The sequence below is a fragment of the Compostibacter hankyongensis genome, from assembly GCF_039541075.1.
In the GTDB taxonomy this organism is placed as follows: Bacteria; Bacteroidota; Bacteroidia; order Chitinophagales; family Chitinophagaceae; genus Compostibacter; species Compostibacter hankyongensis.
Genome location: NZ_BAABFN010000002.1, coordinates 798060 through 821193, shown reverse-complemented (window position 1 = coordinate 821193; position 23134 = coordinate 798060). Strand labels below are relative to the sequence as shown.

Sequence of the window (23134 nt, the reverse complement as noted above, 5' to 3'; positions counted from 1 at the left end):
ATGCCGCCAGGCTATATATCGCTTAAGTCTTATCCCGGAAAGCGGTTCCGGTCAGGAACCGCCATGATGCGCAGGTTTTTTACCTCGGGGCCGTACAGGAAGGTGCTTGTCGCTTGTGCCCGGGCATCGCGGTATTCCGTCTTTGCGCCGGAGGGACTTACGGCGCCCGTCTCCGGAACCGTACTGTTAAAGCGGTTGGCCAGCGTGGGTGCGATCACCAGTGAAACGATAGACATCAGCTTGATCAGGATGTTCATGGAAGGACCGGAAGTATCCTTAAAAGGATCGCCCACGGTATCCCCCGTTACCGATGACTTGTGCGGTTCGGAACCTTTGTAGTGGGTAGTGCCTTTGATATCCACCCCTTTTTCAAAAGATTTCTTGGCGTTGTCCCAGGCGCCGCCGGCATTGCTCTGGAACATACCCATCAGGACCCCCGACACGGTTACGCCGGCCAGCACGCCGCCGAGCACTTCCGGGCCAAAGATAAATCCGACCAGCACCGGCACCACCAGGGCGATAGCGCCCGGCAGTAACATTTCCCGTATGGAGGCATTGGTGGAGATGGCCACACATTTCTCATATTCCGGTTTGCCTTTTCCTTCCAGAATACCGGGGATTTCCCGGAACTGCCGGCGTACTTCCTCTACCATGGCCATAGCGGCCCGGCCCACCGCCGCAATGGCGAGGGACGAAAAGATAAAGGGGATCATGGCGCCGACAAACAGCCCGGCCAGTACCCGGGCCTGGTAGATATCAATATGCTGTGTGCTGGGATCGGGCATGGCTACCCCGACGAAAGCGGCAAACAGGGCCAGCGAGGTCAGCGCTGCAGAAGCAATAGCAAAGCCTTTTCCGGTGGCGGCGGTGGTATTGCCGACTGCATCGAGAATATCCGTTTTGGCCCGCACATCTTTGGGCAGCTCGCTCATTTCGGCGATGCCGCCGGCATTGTCCGCAATGGGCCCAAAAGCATCGATCGACAGCTGCATGGCGGTGGTGGCCATCATCCCCGCCGCCGCAATGGCTACGCCATACAGGCCGGCAAAAGCAAAGGAGCCGTATATGCCTGCCGCCAGCACGATCATGGGCAGCATGGTGGATTCCATACCCACAGCCAGACCGCCGATGATATTGGTGGCATGACCGGTAGAGGACTGGCTTACGATGCTGTTCACCGGGCGTTTGCCCATCGCCGTATAATATTCGGTGATCACGCTCATCAGGGTGCCGACAACCAGGCCTACGATCACCGCGCCGAATACTCCCCCGGAGGTGAAGGAATGACCGCGCAGCGTGAGCGTGGCGGGCAGCATGTTTATGATGATGAAATAAGCGGAGATGGCCGTCAGGATCACGGCGATCCAGTTGCCCACATTCAGCGCACGCTGTACGTTTCCGCCTTCTTTTACCTTTACAAAATAAGTGCTCAGGATGGAGAACAGGGTGCCTACGCCGGCAATGACCATCGGGAGGATCACCGGGGAAAGACCGTTATACCCATCCGTAAAGCCGGGTTGCTTGCTGATCTCCCCGCCCAGGACCACGGTGCCGATGATGGTGGATACGAAAGAACCGAACAGATCGGCGCCCATACCGGCTACGTCCCCTACGTTGTCTCCCACGTTATCCGCAATGGTAGCGGGGTTGCGGGGATCATCCTCCGGGATGCCGGCTTCTACCTTACCCACGAGGTCGGCTCCTACGTCAGCCGCTTTTGTATAAATACCCCCGCCCACGCGGGCAAACAGGGCGATGCTTTCCGCACCCAGCGAAAAACCGGTCAGCACTTCCAGCGCTTTCTCCAGCTCTCCGTTCTGCGCATTGATGACGCCGAAAAGATTCAGTACCACGATCAGGAGTGCGCCCAGCCCCAAGATGGCCAGGCCGGTAACGCCCAGTCCCATCACGCTGCCTCCGGTGAAAGAAACGCTGAGCGCCTTGGAGAGGCTGGTCCGGGCGGCTTCCGCCGTCCTGACGTTGGACTTGGTGGCGATCCGCATGCCGTTGAATCCCGCAAAGGCGGACAGCACGGCGCCGATGATAAAGGCAATGGCGATGATCCAGCTGGAGCGGGGGTTTACATAACCCATATAACCCAGCAGGATGGCGGCGATAATTACAAAATAGGTCAGGATCTTATATTCTGTCTTCAGGAAGGCCATCGCCCCTTCGGCGATGTGACGGGCGATTTCCGTCATTTTTTCATTTCCGCTTCCCTGCTTCGAAACCCATACTGATTTGGCAATCATGAATAGCAACGCAATGATTCCCATAACGGGGATAACATACAAGAAATTACTCATACAGTAGTTTTAACCATTTTAATTTTCAGCCGTTAAATTTTGTCTTTTATTTCGTTCATCATGTCCTTTCAAAAGGTCTCCATGAACGCTCCGCGTTTCACTGGCCGTCCCGGGCCGGTAAAAATAAGGCATAATATTTAATGTTGCATGTCCGTTCCGGCTATTTCCAAAAAGGCCGCGCCGAGATGGTCGATGATGTCGGAGGCCAGCATGCTTTCGGGGGAGAGGGCTGCGGCGGCATGATCGCCGGCACGACCATGAATATACGTGCCAAGCAGGGCTGTTTCCAGGGGAGTATACCGCTGCGCCAGCAGCCCGGTGAGGATGCCGGTGAGCGTATCCCCGCTGCCGGCGGTGGCCATGCCGGCATTGCCGCTGGTGTTGAAGAAAAAGTTCCCTTCCGGTGTACAGGTGCAGCTGTGATGTCCTTTCAGGATAATATACACGCTGTGCTCCGCGCAGGCTTTGCGCATTTTTTCGAGGCGGGCGAAATCATCCGCATCGGGGCCGAACAGCCGCTCAAATTCCTTGGGGTGGGGGGTAAGGAGGCTGCCGGCCGGCACATGCTTCCACAGCTCCGGGTGCCGGGCCAGGATATTCAGCGCGTCGGCATCCAGCACCACAGGACTGCCGGCCCCCTGCAGCAGCTGCTCCAGCGCCCGCACCGTATCGGGGTGCTGTCCGATCCCCGGACCGATCCCGATGCTCTGATAAGGGGTATCGTCTCTTTCGCCCGGGACCAGATGGGTCTCTTCCTCATCGCACAGGCACATGGCCTCGGGCAGCGCCGTCTGCAGCGGTATATACCCGCAGCGGGGAATCCGGCAGCTCAGCAGTCCGGCTCCGCTGCAGAGACAGGCCCGCGCGGAGAGCAGGGCGGCCCCCATTTTTCCAAAGCTGCCCGCCGCCAGCAGGGCATGTCCGTAAGTACCCTTGTGCGAAAAGGCCGCTCTTTTTTTATAAAAACGGCGGATGAGCCTGGCGTCGATGGTCTGGTAGGGTGTCGGCGTTTCGGCGATATAATCCGGGTGCAGCCCGATGGGGAGCACCGTTACCTTGCCGGCCGCCGGCGCGCTGGCCGGGAGCAGGAAGGCCAGCTTATAAAACATAAAGCTGAGCGTATGGGTAGCCCTTACCGTTATACCGTCTTTGGCGGGAGGCTGGTCTGCATACATGCCCGAGGGAATGTCCACAGAAATTACGGGGTTGTGCAGGTCGTTGATCCGGAGCACGATATCCCGCATGAGCCCGCTGAGGGGCCGGGTAAGACCGGTGCCCAGCAGGGCGTCCACGACAAGGGCTCCGGCCGGCAGCAGCGGAAATTCTGTAGCGCTGCGGATCATGACAGGGCCCTCTCCGGCCTGCTCCAGCCGCTCCCGGTTTATTGCGCAGTCCGGGGAAAGCCGGTCAGCAGACGTCACAAGCCAGGCCTGCGCGGTATATCCGCGGGCCCGGAGCAGGCGGGTAACGGCCAGCCCGTCACCGCCGTTGTTACCGGTGCCGCAAAAAACACAGACGGGGACAGTTGCGGGAAACCGGCTGCATATCCAGTGCGCGCAGGCCGTGGCGGCTTTTTCCATCAGGTCCGTGCTGCTGATGGGCAGATGCCGGATCGTATAGGCGTCGGCGTCCCGGATAAGAGGAGTGGTAAATACTTTCACGCGTAAAAAGATAAAAAGCCTTGTCGCCCCAAGGGGCAACAAGGCTCAGAAGATGTGCTAAGCGGTTTTTACTTAAAAGGCGTACCGGATGCCCAGGCCGAACCTTGCCGCCAGGAAGTCGGTGCCGTGCGTCAGCGAAAACAGCGGACGCCAGTCGAAGGAAAGGGCAAAAGGTGCGGCGCGGATCTTATAATCCAGCCCGATCAGGGGGCGGATATCGAAATCCGTGTAGTGCTTGCCAAAAAGCAGTTCCGGACCCAGACCTGCATACCACTTGAGGCCCGCGGCGCCGGTAATGTCGCTATGGTATTCATACAGCACGTTAATGCCGGCTCCTCCGTTGAAGAACATCAGGTTGGCTTCTCCCACGTTATGATCCGTGAAGAAATGCTTTCCGGAAATACCCACCATGGTAGCTCCGTCCCCGAAGTCAACACCGAGCCCCAGCCCTGTACGGTAGCTGGAGGAAGTGTTTTGGGCGAAGGTTTTGCCGCTGCTTAATCCTATGACGAGGACTACAACGGAAAGAAAAAGCAAACATTTTTTCATAGATGTGTAGTTGAGGTTACATTTCGGCTGCAAGTTAGCGAATAATTTGCAGTTAAGTTCTTTTACAGCAGATATAGCATAAAACATACCAAATATCGGGCAGCGGATAAGGCGGCTTATTTTCTGCGCCCCAGATAGAAATACCCGGCTGTTCCGGCCAGCAGCGATGCGGCGATGATGGCTATTTTGGAAATAACCTGCAGGGATATTTCGCCGAAGGCGAGCGTGGCAATAAAGATAGACATGGTAAATCCTACACCCGCGATCATACCGATGCCGATCAGCTGACCCGTCCGGGTCCCCGACGGCAGCGCGGCCAGCTTCAGCCGCGTGGCTGCGGAGGAGAACAGGAAGATGCCCAGGGGCTTGCCCAGCACCAGTCCGCAGACGATACCCCAGGTTATCGGGGAAGCATATACGGGAGCCAGCGAACGGGGAAACACGATAGCGGTATTGGCAAGGGCAAACAGTGGCATGATGATGAAATTAACCGGGTCGTGCAGGCGATGCTCCAGCTTTTCAATGTGGGTCATCGGCATGCAGAAGGCCAGCAGCACGCCGGAAATGGTAGCATGTATACCGGAATTAAAGATGCAATACCAGACCACAAGACCGGGTAGAAAATAAAAGAGCGGCTGCCTTACCTTCAGCAGGTTCAGCAGGGCAAGCGCCGCAATGATGCCCAGCCCGGCCAGCAGGAAACCCGGCTGCAGCCCGGTGCTATAAAAGATGGCAATGGTAATGATGGCCCCAAGGTCGTCGATAATGGCCAGGGCGGTGAGGAACACCTTCAGGGAAAGCGGCACCCGGTTCCCCAGCAGGGACACGATACCCAGGGAAAAGGCAATGTCGGTAGCCATGGGAATGCCCCAACCGTGATGATAAGGGGTGTTGCCGTTGAACAGCAGGAAGATCAGGGCCGGACATATCATCCCACCCAGTGCGGCCAGCACGGGCAGCATGGATTTTTTCGGAGAGGAGAGCTCTCCCTTCAGCAGCTCTCTTTTGATCTCGAGTCCTGCGAGGAAAAAAAAGACGGCCATCAGTCCGTCATTGATCCAATGCAGGATGCTGTGGGGCAGCGAAAGGCTTTCTGTGGGAAGGTGTATTTCTTTTTCCCAGAACGACGTATAGGCGGCACTGCTGAAAGGCAGGTTGGACAGCAGCAGCGAAACGGCGGTGCAGGCGATGAGCACGATGCCCACCGAGCGGCTGTCCTGCAACCATTCTTTCAGGGGACTTAATAATCGGCGGATAGGCTTGTCGGCCATGGAGATCGAATAAGGTTAAAAAATCAAAAAGGGCCCTCTGCCGGCGGCGTCAGGGCTGCGGCAGGATCAGCGACGCTTTTGTCTTCGGTCTTCGCTTTTCCTCCCAGCGGAAATTACGGAGCTTCAGCTCCCGGGGGTCGCTGACCTGGGTCAGGGGCGTCATGGTGCCGTCCACACTCTTTAGCCAGGTCACTTTATACAGTTGACCGTCTTTGAAGTTGATGCGTATGGCGGATGACTGGATCCGCGTGCCGCCGATAAACCCGCCGTAATCGTCCTTGGCAAAATAAACGGTTTCGGCGTTGCCGTTGACCTGCATCCAGTCCAGCCTGTTCTCTTTGAAATAACCGTATATGATATTGCCTTTGATCTGGTTGTAAAAGCCGGAGCCGGCATCGTTTACGATCAGGGCATTGTTGAGCAGGTCAATGCGGTCCGCACCCTGGTTGCGTGTATGCAGCAGGATGGTGTCGCCGGTCAGCTGGCTGCCGGATACCCAGAGGATAGGGTCGTGGTAAAAACGGAAAACCGAATCGCGGTCGGAATAGTAGAGGCTGTCCGACAATCCCTGCATGGAGTCGGAGAACAGCTTTACATGGTGATAAGCGATGATGAAGCGGGGAGCGGTGCTGTCCTGCTGTGGTACGGTAGCGCTGTCCCGCGGCGGAGGCGTAACGGTCCGCGCGCTGTCCTGCGCCGGAGCGGCAAGGCTGTCGGTTTTGGTCGCTGCGGCAGGGGCGGATGTGGATACTTTGGCCGCCGTATCTGTTTTTGCCGGGGCCGGGGCGGCGGTTGCTTTGGCTGGTGCGGCAGCAGTATCCTTTTTCTTTGCCGGCTCCTGCTGCGCTGCCGAATCCAGACTTTGCTGCAGCAGCGCCTGCGTATGCAGGAAAGCATCCCGCTGGGCGGCAATACTGTCTTCCGCTGCCTGGAAAACCGGCAGGTCTTTGAGCATATCGGCGGGCTTCACCGTGATGCTGTCGCCTTCCGGGGGCGCCATTCCCGAAAAGAGGGTATCTGCCGCGAGGTACAGGGTGTCCGACTGCTGCATGAGTATCATCACCGGATGCTGTATCGCCAGGATGGTCTGGGTCTGCGAGTTGGAGACCGCATAGTTGGACAATACCGTGATATTCCTGAGCGTGTCGGTCCATACCACATTGCCTTTGGCCACGCCGACCCCGGTGGTCTTGTCATAGTTCAGCGTATCGGCCGACAGGTGCTGGGTGCTGTCCACGATAGAGGAGCGGCTGCACAGGTGGGCATAACGCTGTTCGGTATCGTAATAACCGCAGGTGGTATTGATATCCGCGCTTCCGGTATGGATGGCGGTGGGCGCTACGAAGGTGGCAATCTTGCTGACGGTATTATAAAGCAGGGTGTCGGTGGTCAGCACATACTGCGGGTCGGTCAGCTTTACATTGTTCTTGAAATAAGCGTCTTTGGTATTCGAATAATAATAGCCCTGCCGGCTGGTGAGCACGGTGCTGTCGGTCACCAGCTTTCCGCCCTGGCTGTATATGCCCACATGCGTATTGAGGTCGTAATCCAGCTGCGGCGTGGTGAGGACCATGGTGCCGTCCGTCATCTTCACGTTGTTCCGCAGGGTAGCTTTTTTTTCGTTGCCCAGGTAATGCAGATAATCGGAATAGGTATGCACGCTGTCGGCCTGGTTGATATGGATATGGCCGTAGGCATCGATGATATTGAGGCTGGCGTTTCGGATAGCGCTGTCGCAATAAAAGAGGGTGGTACCCTGCTTCAGGATCACGTTCCCGATCAGCTTATCCAGATTGCCCGAATCGTTTTTGGACTGGATGCCCTGCAGCACGTCCGCCTGTATCAGCTGCACGGCTTTTGCGGAATCGATACGCGGGACCGGCGAAACCGGAAAGGGCGTCGGCTGCTGGGCGCAGGCTACGATGGCCGGCGCTAAAAGGGCGGCTGCCAGCAGGATGCGGCGGCTTTGCCTTTTCAGGGAAAAAATATGTTTACGCGGCTGCTTCGCCATCTTGCGTGATTCCTGGTTCTGCATCCTGCCTCCGGGCAGGAGGGGAAGACATTATTGTTTCAGCGTTGTATCCGAAGGCAGCGGCCGCGCTGTTTCTTTTCTCCCGAACAGGGAGAAATGTACATACCGCTTGGGGTTGAGCCGGAGGTCCTCCATCAGCAGGTTGAGGTTGTAGGTAGTAGCCTGCAGGTTGTTGTACAGCTTTTTGTCGTTGATGAGCAGTCCCAGGGATCCGTCGGGACTGTTGACCTTGGCGATGATGCCGTTCAGCTGATCCACCGACTTGTTGAGATTGTCAAGCGTTTCGCCGATCGGCGCATCTGCGATCTTTGCAGTGGCGCGCTCCGTATTGTCCATGATCTGGCTGATCTTCTCGTTGTTGTTCCTGAGGTTGCCGGTGATGGCATTCAGGTTTTTGGTCAGTTGCCCGAGAGAATCGGCTACCCTTGAAAAGGATTGCATGGCATTTTTCATCTCGGCGATGGACAGCTGCAGGTTGCGCCGGGTATCGGCATCAAGGGTGCCGTTCACCGAAAGCAGCACGGAGTCCAGGTGGGTGAGCGTGCCCTGCACCTTGCCGCTCAGCGGCTTGATATCCTTCATAAGGGAGGAGGTAAACGATCCCTCCACAGCGGCCCGGATGGAATCCCCGTCGTTCAGGCCGGTTTTGCTGTCGCCCATGTCGATGCGGACGGCCTTGCTGCCCAGCAGATCGGCGCTGATAATGGACGCCACGGAGTTGGAGGGGATGTCGATCCCCTTTTTTATGGAAAGGGTCACCCGTATCTTATCCACGTTTTCATCCATGAAGTCGATACTGGACACGCTGCCCACCGCCAGCCCGTGTATGCGTACGGGGTTGGAGGTGGCCAGTCCCTGTGTGTTGTCATAATAAGCATAAAGGGTAAGGTTTCTCGAAAAAAGATTTTTCCCTTTCAGTAAGTTGAAGCCTAAGACAAGCAGCACGATACCCACGACGGTTAATGCGCCGACTTTCGTTTCGTTCGAGATTTTCAAAGCTGATCGGGTTTGGTCCGCTACAAAAATAGCGAAATTATAAGATGCCGCTTTATTCGAGTCTTTTTCCGTTCTGATAGCCGACGATAAAGGCGTCCCGGAATCCCATCAGCTTGATCTTCTCGAGCTCACGGTCGGCCGAATCGTAATCTTTGTATTCCCCTTCCAGACAGCGGTACACCTTCTGGTTGTTCAGCTTTACCGATTCTATGGACACGGGACCGTCCAGCTTCTTGAACCGGTTGTCGTCTGCCTTGACGGGATCGTTGCTCACCATCAGCTGTATCTTATAGATCGTGCCGGCGGCGGGCTGCGGGATGGCCGGGGAGGTTTTTCCCGGGCCGGCCAGCTCCTCCGCGCTGATGCCGCGGATACCCGCCAGATACCGGGTAAAGGCTTTATAGATGCACCCGACCAGCTCATCCTGCTGATTGATCAGGTAATGTTCTTCCTCGGGATTGCTGATAAAGCCCGTTTCGATGAGCACGCTGGGCATGCCGGTGGCCTGCAGCACCCAGATGCCTACCTGCCGCTGCTTTACCTCGCGGCTTACGCGTCCCACCTTGGAAAACTCGCCTTCCACGTTGGCGGCGATATCCAGGCTGTGACGCATCACGTCCCGGCGCATCATGTTCACCATGATCTGTCCTTCTGCAGAATTATCGGAATTCAGCAGGGACTTGAACTCAGGATCGTCTGCCAGGGGACCGTTTTCTTTCAGGGCCAGGTCTTTATCGGAGTTTTTCTGGATACCCCATACATAGGTTTCCGTACCCCGGGCCGGGCTGGGCGTGTTGTAGGTGCGGTAGGTAGGTACCCGCCTCCGAACTCTTTTGCCGTGGCTCCTGACGTATACGGTCCGGTAGCCGGACCGTACACGATGCCGGGTATAGGCAGAATTGCAGTGTATGGAGATAAAGAGGTTGCCGTGGGCCTTGTTGGCAATGATGGCCCGCTGCCGCAGCGAGTGATTGATCCGCTGCTTGTTGGAGCCCTGGTAGTTATCACCCGGCAACACGTCGGTGGTGCGGGTATAGACCACCTGCACGTTCGGCACCTGGGCCATCAGCTTTCCGAGCTTGAGCGCTACCGACAGGGCGACGGTTTTTTCGTTGGTGACCTTGCCGATCGCACCCGGGTCGATACCGCCGTGCCCGGGATCGATGACCACCACAAAAGGGGGCTCGCCGGGAGGAGGGGCGGGGAGGGCATCAGTGGAGGCAATGGTATACCGGGGAAGCAGGCAGCAGATTAGCAATAAAAACCAGCTCGTAAAAGAGACGCTCAGCAGTTTTCGATACATCACGATTGTTTTTCGACAGGTGATTGAGGCATGTTCTAAACAAACATCCTGCAAGGTCATATCTTCAACGTATATTTTTCAATTGTATTATGGAGTTTCCGGCAGAATAATACCTTATCCCCGTGTGTTTTATAGGTAAAAACATGTAGGTTTGTGCCGTTTTTAGATGAAAAATATCCGCAAAAATAGCGTAAAATTCATTCTGCCGGTGCTATTTTTAGCCGGGGTGCACAGCAGCTTCCGAGTCTGTGCGCAAAAGACTACAGGCAGGGATGCCGTCCTTCCTGCCGCAGCGGATACGCTTCCTCCTTCCCCGGACCGCCTTCCTCCCCCTGACATCATCCTGCCTGCAGACAGCGGGGCCGCCCAGTCGTCAGACAGCCTCCGGCCCGCCGGAAATACCACGGCTCCCTCCCGGGATACCGGTACCCTCTCTCAGGACACCACGCATGTCCCTTATTCCAAGGACACGCTCGATGCGCCCGTGAAGTTCCAGGCGGAAGATTCGGTAACCCTGGTAGTGCCGGAAAAAAAGATCTATTTATATAAAGGAGCCAACGTCGACTACAAGGACATCAACCTGAAGGCCGGGAAGGTAATGCTGGATCAGGCTACGCAGGTCGTGGATGCGCATTATATAAAGGACAGCGCCGATGAAAAGACGGAGCTGCCGGTATTTACCCAGCAGGGGCAGGAGCCGCTGGAATCGGATTCCATGCTGTACAATTTCAAGAGCACCCGCGGCAAGATCTACAATACGGTGACCCAGCAGGGGGAAGGGTTCCTGTATGCGGATCAGGCCAAAAAGCAGAAAGACAACTCGATTGATAATGCCGAAGCGATATTCACCACCTGCGACGAATATCCGCCGCATTTTGCTTTCCATGCCAAAAAGGTAAAGATCATTCCCAATAAGCTGCTGATCTCCGGACCCGCCAATGTGGAGATCATGGAGATACCGACGCCGCTGTTCATCCCCTTTGCCATTTTCCCCCTCACGCACGGTCAGCGGACCGGCATACTTCCGCCCACCTATGAAGCGGCCCAGCAAAAAGGTATCGGGCTCACCAACGGGGGGTATTATTTCGGGCTGGGGGATTACTTTGACCTGACGGTGCGCGGGGATATCTATTCCTACGGCAGCTGGGCGCTGAACCTGAACCCGCGTTATTTCAAAAGATACCATTACAGCGGATCGATGATGCTCAGCATTGCCACCACCCGCTTCGGCGATCCGCAGACCTCAGATTTTACCCGCTCACGCGACTTCCGGATCATGTGGTCGCACAGCATGGACAGCAAAGCCCGTCCGGGTGTTACCTTTTCCGCCAGCGTAAATGCCGGCACCTCTACCTATAACCAGTATAACGTTACCGATCCTTCCATCCGCCTGAACAATACGCTGAGCTCTTCCATCGCCTTTTCCAAAGCCTGGCAGGGTTCGCCCTTCAACCTGACGCTGAGCGCCAACCATAACCAGAACACGTCCACCCGGCAGGTGAATATCACCCTGCCAGAGGCGGCCTTTACCATGAATACCATTTACCCTTTCCAGCCGAAAGAGTATGCCGGCACGCCGAAGTGGTACGAAAAGATCGGTATCGGCTATTCGCTGAATGCGCGCAACTCGGTGGATTTTATCGATACCACCCTGCTCAAGCCCGGCTTTTTTGACAAGTTCCAGACCGGCATCCAGCACCAGGTGCCGATCAGCCTTACCCTTCCTCCGCTGGGACCCGTTACCGTATCGCCCAGCGTCAGCTATACCGAGCGCTGGTATACCAAAAAAATGTACCGCACCTTTGACGCCAAGCACAATCGGCTGGATACCACTTATGACAAGGGGTTGTACACCGCCCGGGAAATGACGATGGGCCTGTCGGTAAGCTCCGCGGTATACGGCATGTTCCAGTTCAACAAGCGTAACCGGAATGCCAAGGTACAGGCCATCCGCCACGTGATGCGCCCCAGCCTGAGCCTGAGCTACAAGCCGGATATGAACCAGCAGTACTATTACAATGTGAAGGTGGATACCTCGGCCCTGACCCCCTATCAGCGGGTATCTGTATTTGACGGTATCGGCTTCGGTCCCTTCTCGGAGGGCCGGTACGGCGGTATCAGCTTCGGGATAGACAATAACCTTGAAATGAAGGTCTTTTCCAAAAAGGATACGGCCACCCATTCCAAGAAGATAAAGCTGCTCGACGGCTTCGGCATCAACGGGGGATACAACCTGGTAGCCGATTCCTTCCAGCTGCAGCCTTTCAGCGTATATGCCCGCACGTTATTGTTTGATAAGATCAACATCTCGGCCAGCGGTACCGTGGATCCCTATGTCCACGATTATACGGGCCGGATGATCGACAAGTATGTATGGGAGCAGGGCCGTTTCAGCCTGGGCGAGCTGCGCAACGGCTCCATCAGCATCAGCACTTCCTTTAAATCGCCGGATAAAAAGGGCAAGAAGGAGGAGGATACCCAGGATGAGACCGACCAGCTGCAGCCGGGTCAGAACCCGCTGGACCTGCAGCAGGAGCAGATGCGGCGGATGCAGGAAAACCCGGGGGATTTTGTGGATTTCGACATTCCCTGGAGCATTAACCTCTCCTACAGCCTGAACTTTACCAAAACCCGCACGCCGGACTACAAGCGGGATACTACCATCTTTGCCCAGTCGCTGAACTTCAACGGCGACTTCAGCCTCACTCCCAAATGGAAGATCGGCCTCAGCAGCGGCTTCGATTTTCTCAACAAGCGTCTGACCTATACCACGGTCAACATTACCCGCGACCTGCATTGCTGGCGCATGTCCATCAACATCGTGCCGCTGGGCTTTTACAAATCGTTCAACATCACCCTCAACCCCACCGCGGGCATCCTGCATGACCTGCGGATCAACCGGCGACGGCAGTTCTACGACGTATTCGGGAACCCGCAGTCCACCGGCGGCGGATTTTACTGATAGCCTGCACGAAAGCGGCAGACCTGTCCGGCGCCTGCGTGCTCAGGCTTTTCCGGCATTGCCTCCCGCTCCCGCTATATAGCCGTCCCTCATCTGATGGAATATCTTTTCCGTTAAGGCGGGTACGTCATCCGGTCCCAGGCCGGCGGTGGGCACCGGCGGCATATACCGGATGCGGATACGATGGGGCCAGGCATAAAACGACAGCCCCGGCGGAAGGATCTCGCGGGTATGAAAGATCAGGGCGGGCACGATGGGGTGCTGCGACTCCACGGCTACCTTAAAAGCACCCTTGTAGAAAGGCTTGAGCGGAGCGGAAGTTTTGTTGCGCGTGCCTTCCGGGTAAAGGATCATGTGCATGCCCTGGGCGAGCACCGCCTTCATGTCTTCGATGCTTTTCAGGCGGCTGTTGGGGTCGCTGCGGTCCACCAGCACGGATCCGCTGCGGTAGATCAGCCCGAAAACGGGTATTCTTGCCAGCTCTTTCTTGGCCAGCGTTTTGCTGGCTCCCGGCACATAGGGGGTAGATACCAGCACATCCGCCAGCGAGTTGTGGTTGTAAACGACCACATAGGTGGTGTCCGGGCGGAAATGTTCCTGACCCGTTCTCGTAACGGGACAGCCGATCAGCGGTAGGTAAACGCCCATCCATACACGGTAGCTGTCCATGACGATCTTTGTCCTGCGCCGGTCGTCGCGGACCAGGAGATGGGCAAGGCTTACGGGGATAGCCACCAGCAGGATGGTGATGATAAACATCAGCAGGGCGTACAGCGCATAGACCCGTCCCAGGATGCGCTGCAGGGCCGGTATTCTTTTTTGTGTCACAGTGTCCAGTCTATAGGTTTTTTGCCTGCCTGACGCAGGAGCTCGTTGGTTTTTGAAAAATGGCGGCAGCCGAAAAAGCCGCGGTCGGCAGAAAAAGGCGAAGGGTGGGCGGCCTTCAGAACGGGATTGCGCGCGGTATCGATCAGCGCTTCTTTCTGCTGGGCAAAACGGCCCCATAGCAGGAATACCACACCTTCCTTTTGTTCGGATATCTTGCGGATAACGGCATCGGTAAACTGCTCCCAGCCGGCCTTGCTGTGGGAGGCGGGGGCGCTGGCCTCCACCGTCAGAAAGGCGTTGAGCAGCAGCACTCCGCGGGTGGCCCATTTTTCGAGATTGCCGGAGCGGGGAATGGGATCGCCCGTATCGGCATGCAGCTCTTTAAAGATGTTTACCAGCGAAGGTGGCGGCGGTACGCCGTCCGGCACCGAGAAGCAGAGACCATGCGCCTGCCCGGGACCATGATAAGGATCCTGTCCCAGGATGACGGCCTTTACCCGGTCAAAGGGCGTCTTGTCAAAAGCGTTGAAGATAAGCGGTCCCGGAGGATAGATGGTTTTCCCTTTCTGCTTTTCCGATTTCAGGAATACGGCAATATCATGAAAGTAGGGCTGTTCAAACTCATCCTGTAAAACGGCTTTCCACGAGGGTTCGATCTTTACATCCATAGCGATTGCGGAATTTAGGGCAGGCGCTGGTCCTGCCGCGTTGAAGTTCCGAAATTAGTAAAATAATTTTACCTTTGCCGCGCAGGCTGCGCAGGAGATGCGCTCCTGCTTTTTGAAATACTCCGACCCGGTAGCTCAGCTGGATAGAGCAACAGCCTTCTAAGCTGTCGGTCATGCGTTCGAATCGCATCCGGGTCACTTTCCTAAAACAATCTTTGCTGAAAACGGGGGGCTTCCAGCTTTGTCCCGCAATGTTTGTTGAGCGCCTGAATCAGATATAAACACAGTTCAGGGGAATCCTTTTCGTCATGCTGATGCATAAAAAAATAAAGCTGTTTCAACCCCTGCTGTAACCAGCTTTTTATCCGCAGTACCCATTCGTCTATACGCCGGTAATCGGTAGGATGCAGGTTGTTGCCCACAAAACGCACAAAGGCCCCGGGTATGGGCAGCTCCATATGGGCGCAGTCCCTTCTTCCGGAAGTGTCCGTGATGACCGCTCCCAGCTGTAATTTCCGTAGCAGTTCGAACAGCTCCCTGCGGATAGCCGCATCGCCAAACCACTGCGGATGGCGCAGCTCGAGATAGCAGGGCAGGTCCCGCGGCAGTGAGGAAAGATAGGTATACAGCTCGTCGCGGCGGCCCGGGGAAAAGTGTTCGCTGAACTGGAGAAAGCAGGGGCCCAGATGGGTCTCAAAGGCCCGTATGCTTTCCAAAAAAGCAGCCGTCAGCTCCTTTGCAGCATACAGGTTGCCCTCGTGGCTGATGACTTGCGGGAACTTGGGGCAGAACAGGAAACGACGTTTCCCGGCCGTCAGCGACCAGCGGCGGATGGTCTCCGGCTCATATATCTTATAATGGGTGGCATTCAGCTCGATGGAGTTGAACTGGGTTACATACTGCGACAGGAAGTCCCGTTCCTTTGTGCCCGGCGGGTACAGCTTATCCACCCATTCTTTTCGTCCCCATTTGGCGCAGCCGGTATAGATGACCGGCGCTTCCTGTGATTTCGCGGCTTCTGCCAGCACCTGCCGGGTCAGCGGCGGGTCGTCAGGAAGACGGAAATCAATTTTATCAATGGCGGCGGCACTTACTTTTCCAAAATCCATACCTGCAAAATAACGCAATGACAGAGAATGAAGGATTATCTTTGCCCGATGAAGGGAAAACTGTTTCATTACCTGGGCATGGCCGCGGCGGTGCTGATGATCGTCAGCGCTTACCTGCCCTGGATATACATTGCGCCGATACAGGCCACTTACAGCGGTATGGATACCGGCACTTCCAATTTTGGCGCTCCGGGGATACTGAACATTGGTCTGGGGATACTTTTCCTGATCTTCAGCCTGATCCCGCGCATCTGGGCCAAACGCACTAATCTCTTTATCGGCGCTGCCATGGTCGCCTGGAACATCCGGAACTATTTTATTTTTGCCCATTGTGAAATGGGATATTGTCCCGAAAAAAAGATAGGATTGTATCTTACCCTTATTCTTGGCCTGCTGATGCTGGTGGCGGCCATGCTGCCCTATGTGCCCCCTTCCCGGATAAAGCGTTAGCTCAGGCCTGCGTAAAAAGCCGCGCCACAAAAAAAGCGGCCGCCGCTGCCAGTCCCCCGATCAGCAATACCCTTAATGCGCCCTTCCAGGGCGACTGGCCCGTGACGCTGGCCTTGAAATAGCCGAATACAAGCAGACAGATGGCGGTGACGATACAGGAATATTTCAAACCCGAAAGGGGAGTGCCGGTAAAAAAGTAAGGGCTCAGCGGAACGATCCCTCCCACTACATAGGAAAGCCCGATGTTGAGCGCGCTGTTGCGCGCCCTGCGGGGATCGGGTTTGTCCAGCCCCAGCTCGTACTTCATCATAAAATCCACCCAGAGCTTTTTGTTCTGCGCCATCTCTTCGGCCGCTTTCTGCCGTATCTCCTCGCTCAGGCCGAGGCGCGCAAAGATATCCCGGACCTCTTTTTTTTCGGTTTCGGGAACCGTCTCCACTTCCTGGTATTCCCGCCGGAGTTCCGCCTGATAATGGTCCAGCTCGGTTTTTCCGGCCAGGTAGCCTCCCAGGCCCATGGCGATAGCGCCTGCGGCGATCTCGGCTATGCCGGCCGTGATGATGATGCCCGTGCTGCTGACGGCGGCGCTCAGCCCGGCCGCCAGCGCAAAAGGCACCGTCAGCCCGTCGGACATGCCGATGACGATATCGGTGAGAAAGTCCGAGCTCTGCAGATGCCGTTCCTGGTGCTCAGTCATGAGAAGTTTCCGGTTTGAGGTTTGGGGTTTCTTGTTAATTGGTTTAAGGTCTAAGATTCAAGGTCTAAAGTTAATTTGTTTGGAATGAAACCTTAGACGTCAGACTTTGAACCTTAGACTTCCTTAAATGCCTTTCGCCTTTATCCTTTCACCTTTCGCCTTTTTCAAGGACCCGCAGGCTTTTGGCAATGATGTCCACGCATTCTTCCAGCTGCTCCCGGGTAATGGTAAGGGGAGGGGCGAACCGTATTTTGTCGCCATGCGTGGGCTTGGCCAGCAACCCGTTTGCTTTCAGGGCCAGGCAAAGCTCCCAGGCCGCGTCTGCGCGGGAGTGGCGGATCGTTATGGCGTTAAGCAGGCCTTTGCCCCTTATTCCGCTGATCAGCGGCGACTGCAGCGATTGCAACGCCTCCCGGAAAAAAGCGCCGGATACGGCGGCATTTTCCGCCATGTTTTCGTCCTGCAGCACTTCGAGCGCCGCCATAGCGGTCCGGCAGGCCAAAGGATTGCCGCCGTAGGTGGACCCGTGCTCTCCCGGCCGGATGGTCAGCATCACCGCGTCATCGGCCAGCACAGCCGATACCGGCAACATCCCCCCGGAAAGGGCCTTGCCCAGGATCAGTATATCGGGATGCACCGCTTCATAATCGCAGCAAAGCATCCTCCCCGTGCGGCAGAGCCCGGTCTGTATTTCATCGGCGATAAACAGCGCTCCCGCCTCCCGGCAATACCGGAAAGCCTGCTGCAGATAACCGGCGTCGGGGACGATCACGCCGGCCTCGCCCTGGATGGGCTCAACCAGGAACCCCGCCACCTCCTTGTCCTGCAACGCCGCGGCCAGCGCGGGCAGATCATTGTATGGGACTACTTCAAAGCCGGGGGTATAGGGGCCGAAGCCGTTTCTGGCCGACGGGTCGGTGCTGAACGAAACAATGCTGACCGTACGTCCGTGAAAGTTATTCCGGCACACGATGATCTTTGCCTTTCCGGCGGGAATGCCTTTTGTTTCATACCCCCATTTGCGGCACAGCTTCAGCGCTGTTTCCACCGCCTCCGCACCCGAATTCATGGGCAGTACCTTGTCATAGCCAAAGAGCGTGGTGATATAGCGGCAGAACTCCCCCAGCTGGTCGTTGTGAAAGGCCCTGGAGGTAAGGGTGAGCCGCTGCGCCTGGGCGGTGAAGGCAGACAGGATGCGGGGATGGCTGTGGCCCTGGTTGACGGCGGAATAAGCGGAAAGAAAATCGTAATACCGCCGGTCTTCCACATCCCAAACAAAGACGCCCGATCCCCGGGTCAGCACCACGGGGAGCGGATGATAGTTGTGTGCGCCAAACTGTTCTTCCAGATCGAGAAAACGGCGGGTCTGGTCATTGCGGATATGGGCTTCGGTCATGGTCCAAAAATACGAAAAAACATATCGGCCCGATAACGTACTTTTGCGGGCCAACCGGCGCGTCTGTATCTTCAGCTGCGGCCGGTTTTGCTTATCTTTGCATGGAGTTTTTTTATATGAAGCACATCCGCAATTTCTGTATTATCGCCCATATCGATCACGGTAAGAGCACCCTGGCCGACCGGCTGCTTGAGCATACCCATACCATTACCAGCCGGGAAATGCAGGCCCAGGTGCTGGACGATATGGACCTGGAGCGCGAGAAGGGGATCACCATCAAGAGTCACGCCATACAGATGAACTACGTGTATGACGGCACCACTTATATTTTTAACCTTATCGATACCCCCGGTCATGTGGACTTCTCCTACGAGGTGTCCCGCGCCCTGGCGGCCTGCGAGGGGGCCCTGCTGCTGGTAGACGCCACCCAGGGTATCCAGGCCCAGACCATCTCCAACCTGTACCTCGCGATCGACAATGATCTCGAGATCATTCCGGTGATCAACAAGGTGGACATGGATGGCGCTATGATCGCCGAAGTAAAGGACCAGATCATGGACCTGATCGGATGCCCGGAGGAAGATATCCTGCTGGCCAGCGGGAAAACGGGCCTGGGCGTAGAGGAGGTGCTGCAGGCCATTATCCGCCGCATTCCCCCGCCTAAAGGCGATCCGGAGGCGCCGCTGCAGGCGTTGATCTTCGACAGTGTATTCAATTCCTTCCGCGGTATCATTGCGTATTACCGTGTATACAACGGCGTTATCCGGAAGGGCGATCAGGTAAAGTTTGTCAATACCGGTATGGAGTATGAGGCCGACGAGGTGGGCACGCTCAAGTTGGGACTGAATCCGAAGGAGCAGGTGGGTACCGGTAATGTAGGATATATCATCACCGGTATCAAAAATGCAAAGGAGGTGAAGGTAGGGGATACCATTACCCTGGCCAAACGACCCTGCGAAAAAGCCATCAAAGGCTTTGAGGAAGTAAAGCCGATGGTCTTTGCCGGCATCTTCCCCGTGAATACGGAGGATTTTGAAGAGCTGCGCGAATGCATGGGCAAGCTGCAGCTCAACGACGCCTCGCTGGTATTTGAGCCGGAGACCTCCCAGGCGCTGGGCTTTGGCTTCCGCTGCGGTTTCCTGGGGATGCTGCACATGGAGATCATCCAGGAACGGCTGGAACGCGAATTTAACCAGTCGGTGATCACCACCGTTCCCAACGTAAGCTATTTTGCCTATGCTACCAACGGCCAAAAGCTGACGGTAAACAATCCTTCGGAGATGCCCGATCCCAGCCGGCTGGCGCGCATCGAAGAACCGTTTATCCGCGCTCAGATCATTACGCTTCCCGAATATATCGGCAGCATTATGACGCTTTGCCTGAACAAGCGGGGCATGCTGAAAAACCAGAGCTATCTTACGCCTACCCGTGTGGAACTCACCTTTGAGATGCCCCTGGCAGAGATCGTGTTTGATTTTTATGACCGGCTGAAATCCCTTACCCGCGGCTATGCTTCGTTTGACTATACACCGCTGGACTACCGGGAATCCGATATTGCCAAGATGGATATCCTGCTCAACGGGGATACCGTCGACGCCCTGAGCGCCCTTATCCACCGCAGCCGCGCCCAGGATTTTGGCCGTAAGCTCTGTCTGAAGCTCAAAGAGCTGCTGCCCCGGCAGCAATTCCAGATCGCCATCCAGGCTGCCATCGGCGCCAAGATCATCGCCCGCGAAAACATCTCCGCCATGCGCAAGGATGTGACCGCCAAATGCTACGGCGGCGATATATCCCGTAAACGCAAGCTCCTCGAAAAACAAAAAGAAGGTAAAAAACGCATGCGCCAGATCGGCAATGTGGAAGTGCCGCAGGAAGCCTTCCTGGCCGTGCTGAAGCTGGAGGATTAACCCGTTCCTCATCATCCTCTGAAGGCGAGGGCTTTTGAAGGGCGGGGGCTTTCCGCTTCAAAGCCCGCCCGCTTCCGGGCTTGTTCTGATGAGAAGTAAACGATTTTTTCGTTTTATTCCGAAATATTCGTAATTTGCCGGATCGTAATTCAGATCCATGCGCAGAATATCAATCCGTTTTTTTCTTTGCTGTCTGATGGCCGGGTGTGCCGGAGTCGTATACGGACAGGTTGGTACCTATACGGTCCGGGGCGTGCTCCGGGATTCCGTCAGCCGGGAGCCGTTGCCGCTGGCCACGGTATATGCAAAAAAAGTCAGGGACAGCTCTCTGGTCAGCTACACCCTCACCAATGACCAAGGTGCATTTCTGCTGGAAGGCATTCCCCGGGATACGCCGGTGCAGCTGACGCTGTTTTACACCGGCTACCGTTCCCACCGGCAAAGACTGGAAGACGGTGCGCAGCAGCTGAACCTCGGCACGATCTACTTGTCGATGTCCTCCACCGCCCTGGACGAGGTTACTGTTACCGGCGAACGGCCTCCCATTGCCATACGGGGCGATACGCTCGAGTTCAACGCCGCCGCTTTCAAGACCCGTCCCAATTCGGTGATCGAGGACCTGCTGAAGAAGCTGCCCGGTGTGGATGTGGATGCGGATGGCAACATTACCGCAGAGGGGAAGCCTGTATCGCGTATCCTGGTGGACGGGAAGGCATTTTTTGGCAACGACCCCAGGGTGGCCAGCAAGAACCTGCCGGTAGAGATCGTCGACAAGGTGCAGGTGACGGATACCAAGACCCGCGAAGAAGAGCTCAGCGGGGCTCCCGCATCGGGAGATACCAAAACCCTCAACATCACGCTGAAGAAGGGAAAAGACCAGGGCTTCTTCGGCCGGGCTTATGCAGATTACGGCACCGACCGGTATTACGATGCCAGCGCCATGCTGAACTATTTCAAAGGTAAGCAGCGCATCAGCATATTGGGTGCGGTAAACAATATCAACGACATCGGCTTCAGCATCGATGAGGTGGTGGACATGCTGGGCGGCGGCGGTGGCGTCCGCACCGTCATGGTAAGCCGCAACGGCGCATTCGGGATCAACGGGCTGAACTTCGGCAACAATGAAGAAGGGATTAAGAAGACCACCACCGCCGGCATCAATTATAACAATGACTTCGGAAAGCACTTTTCGCTGAACGGCAGCTATTTCTACGGCGGCCTTTCCCTGGAAAACGATACCAAAACCGCGCGGCAGAATCTTCTGCCGGATTCATTGTCTTATTACAATACCGAGAAGCAAGAACGGAGCAACAACATCAACCACCGCATGGCGGCCACGTTGACCTATAAAGATTCCCTCTGGAACGTCTATTACGCTCCCAACATCAGCTTCAGCAACAAGCAGGGTGTCAGCAACAGCCATTCCGTGTCGCTGGGAGAAAAGCAGCAGCCTGTGAATGAAAGCGACAGCCGGTATGTCACCGACCAGCAGGACAATACCTTCAGCCAGAACCTGAACATTTTCCGCACCTTCAAAAGAAAAGGGCAGATGCTTTCCCTCTCCGCGTACAGCAACATCAAAACATCCCGGGCCGGGGATTACAACAGCTACCGGAATAGCTTTTATGACGACGCCACTCCGGACGATTCCGTAAACCAGTATATCGATAATAATGTCAGCAGCAATGACTATAACGCCGGTCTGCGCTATACGCAGCCACTGACGGATAAGCTGAGGGCGACCTTTGCCTATAACCTGGAGGGGCGTTACGGGCTGACGGACAAAAAAACGTTTGACCTCGAAGCCGCCACCGGCAAGCATACGCAGCTGGATTCCGCCTATACCAACAAGTTCCGCAGCAATGTAAACGTACAGACACCCAGGTTGGGTACGGCCTATCAGGACGAAAAATGGCAGCTGGATGCTGCGGCCGATTTTAACTTTATCGGGCTGCACCATTATTCCTATACGCATGACCTGTCCATTGATCAGCGACAGTTCTTTATATCCCCTTATGTGAATCTTGCCCGCAAGATCAAGAACGGCCGGCTCAGCCTCCGCTACCTCGCACAGGTGCAGCAGCCGGATATCGCGCAGCTGCTTCCGGTGGCGGACAATACCAACCCGCTTTATATCATAAAAGGCAATCCGGATCTGAAGCCCTCCATATACCGGAACCTTTCGCTGGACTTTAACAATTTTGATTTTAAATCCGGGAATAACGTCTATGGCAATGTGACCTACAGCGATATCAAAAATGCGATCACGGACGTCACCACTTTTGATGAACAGCTACGGCAGGTGACCACCTATACCAACGTTGCCGGTAATTACCAGATCCGGGGCTATGGGGGGATCGGCAGGGACAAAAAGAAGGAGAATTCTCATTGGAGGGTAAACCTTAACCTGATGATGAACTATAATCACACCCATGCTTTTGTAAACGAAGCCCCCTATGTGAGCAACCGGCTCATGCTGGCGCCTCGCCTTTCCTATACCTACGGGTACAAGGAGCTTTACGAGATCACGCCTTCTTACCGCTTCCGGTACGAAAGCAGCCAATACAGCCTGGGATCCATGGACAGCCGGCACAACATTATGCATGAGGCCGGATTTTCGGGCAGCCTCTACTGGCCCACCCGTCTCAGCTGGGAAAGCGACCTGAACTATACCTATAACAGCGATGTGGCGCCGGGCTTCCGAAAAGGCTACTGGCTCTGGAATGTAGGAGTGGGAGTGGACCTCTTCAAAAAGCGTCAGGCCACGCTCAAGTTTACCGTGTATGACCTGCTGAACCAGAATACCAGCGTGCGCCGCGAGATCACCGATACCTATATCGAGGACCGGGAGACCATCGTGCTACACCGCTATTTTATGCTGAAGCTGATCTATAACCTGCGCAAGTTCGGGGAATCGGACAAGAATGGCCCGGGGCGGCATGGGGGCCGCATCATGATCGGGGGGTAAAGGCAATTTCTTTTCTGAATGACCGACTTCT

At 55.9% G+C, this 23134-nt stretch carries 16 protein-coding genes and 1 tRNA gene; 5 read left to right on the top strand and 12 right to left on the bottom strand.

Translation table 11 applies throughout. The features are described from left to right. Nucleotides 1-29: 29 nt before the first annotated feature. The 7 genes from ABD851_RS08135 to ABD851_RS08105 form a co-directional block, all read right to left on the bottom strand. On the bottom strand, nucleotides 30-2306 hold the full coding sequence (locus ABD851_RS08135) for a sodium-translocating pyrophosphatase (RefSeq protein WP_344978058.1): 2277 nt from the start codon (nucleotides 2304-2306) through the stop codon (nucleotides 30-32). A 137-nt stretch (nucleotides 2307-2443) separates the two neighbouring features. Continuing rightward, on the bottom strand, nucleotides 2444-3967 hold the full coding sequence (locus ABD851_RS08130; protein WP_344978056.1) for an NAD(P)H-hydrate dehydratase: 1524 nt from the start codon (nucleotides 3965-3967) through the stop codon (nucleotides 2444-2446). A gap of 72 nt (nucleotides 3968-4039) precedes the next feature. Next, complete coding sequence (locus ABD851_RS08125) at nucleotides 4040-4516, bottom strand: hypothetical protein (RefSeq protein WP_344978054.1); 477 nt, start codon at nucleotides 4514-4516, stop codon at nucleotides 4040-4042. A gap of 116 nt (nucleotides 4517-4632) precedes the next feature. Beyond that, a complete protein-coding gene (gene nhaA / locus ABD851_RS08120; protein WP_344978052.1) occupies nucleotides 4633-5787 on the bottom strand; it encodes a Na+/H+ antiporter NhaA in 1155 nt (384 codons plus the stop codon). 49 nt (nucleotides 5788-5836) lie between these two features. Then, nucleotides 5837-7798 (bottom strand): OstA-like protein, encoded by a 1962-nt coding sequence (locus tag ABD851_RS08115; RefSeq protein ID WP_344978050.1) that lies wholly within the window; start codon nucleotides 7796-7798, stop codon nucleotides 5837-5839. 51 nt (nucleotides 7799-7849) lie between these two features. Further along, on the bottom strand, nucleotides 7850-8815 hold the full coding sequence (locus ABD851_RS08110; protein ID WP_344978048.1) for an MlaD family protein: 966 nt from the start codon (nucleotides 8813-8815) through the stop codon (nucleotides 7850-7852). Nucleotides 8816-8867: 52 nt separating this feature from the next. Next, nucleotides 8868-10118 carry an N-acetylmuramoyl-L-alanine amidase gene (locus tag ABD851_RS08105; protein ID WP_344978046.1) on the bottom strand — a complete coding sequence of 417 codons (1251 nt, stop codon included), beginning with the start codon at nucleotides 10116-10118 and terminating at the stop codon, nucleotides 8868-8870. A gap of 208 nt (nucleotides 10119-10326) precedes the next feature. Here ABD851_RS08105 and ABD851_RS08100 point away from each other — a divergent pair, with 208 nt between their 5' ends. Continuing rightward, entirely contained in the window at nucleotides 10327-13080 is a 2754-nt protein-coding gene (locus ABD851_RS08100) for a putative LPS assembly protein LptD (protein WP_344978044.1), read from the top strand. A 42-nt stretch (nucleotides 13081-13122) separates the two neighbouring features. Here ABD851_RS08100 and ABD851_RS08095 read toward each other — a convergent pair whose 3' ends face one another. Continuing rightward, nucleotides 13123-13908 carry a lysophospholipid acyltransferase family protein gene (locus ABD851_RS08095; RefSeq protein WP_344978042.1) on the bottom strand — a complete coding sequence of 262 codons (786 nt, stop codon included), beginning with the start codon at nucleotides 13906-13908 and terminating at the stop codon, nucleotides 13123-13125. Beyond that, a complete protein-coding gene (gene ung / locus ABD851_RS08090; RefSeq protein WP_344978040.1) occupies nucleotides 13905-14576 on the bottom strand; it encodes a uracil-DNA glycosylase in 672 nt (223 codons plus the stop codon). The genes ABD851_RS08095 and ung overlap by 4 nt, the downstream gene beginning before the upstream one ends. A gap of 124 nt (nucleotides 14577-14700) precedes the next feature. Here ung and ABD851_RS08085 point away from each other — a divergent pair. Continuing rightward, nucleotides 14701-14774, top strand: a tRNA-Arg gene (locus tag ABD851_RS08085). A gap of 5 nt (nucleotides 14775-14779) precedes the next feature. Here the strand turns inward: ABD851_RS08085 and ABD851_RS08080 are convergent. Further along, the gene (locus ABD851_RS08080) at nucleotides 14780-15685 is read right to left on the bottom strand and encodes a DUF72 domain-containing protein (RefSeq protein ID WP_344978038.1); all 906 of its coding nucleotides are present in this window, start codon (nucleotides 15683-15685) and stop codon (nucleotides 14780-14782) included. Between the two features lie 48 nt (nucleotides 15686-15733). Between ABD851_RS08080 and ABD851_RS08075 the strand changes: the two genes are divergently transcribed. Next, nucleotides 15734-16135: a hypothetical protein gene (locus ABD851_RS08075; protein WP_344978036.1), complete on the top strand. Its 402-nt coding sequence runs from the start codon at nucleotides 15734-15736 to the stop codon at nucleotides 16133-16135. Nucleotide 16136: 1 nt separating this feature from the next. Here ABD851_RS08075 and ABD851_RS08070 read toward each other — a convergent pair whose 3' ends face one another. Beyond that, a complete protein-coding gene (locus tag ABD851_RS08070; protein ID WP_344978034.1) occupies nucleotides 16137-16832 on the bottom strand; it encodes a VIT1/CCC1 transporter family protein in 696 nt (231 codons plus the stop codon). 148 nt (nucleotides 16833-16980) lie between these two features. Then, complete coding sequence (gene rocD, locus ABD851_RS08065) at nucleotides 16981-18228, bottom strand: ornithine--oxo-acid transaminase (RefSeq protein ID WP_344978032.1); 1248 nt, start codon at nucleotides 18226-18228, stop codon at nucleotides 16981-16983. Between the two features lie 116 nt (nucleotides 18229-18344). Between rocD and lepA the strand changes: the two genes are divergently transcribed. Together lepA and ABD851_RS08055 are read left to right on the top strand one after the other, a co-directional pair. Beyond that, entirely contained in the window at nucleotides 18345-20135 is a 1791-nt protein-coding gene (gene lepA, locus ABD851_RS08060; protein WP_344978029.1) for a translation elongation factor 4, read from the top strand. A 157-nt stretch (nucleotides 20136-20292) separates the two neighbouring features. Next, on the top strand, nucleotides 20293-23103 hold the full coding sequence (locus ABD851_RS08055; protein ID WP_344978027.1) for an outer membrane beta-barrel protein: 2811 nt from the start codon (nucleotides 20293-20295) through the stop codon (nucleotides 23101-23103). The last annotated feature ends 31 nt before the right edge of the window (nucleotides 23104-23134 follow it).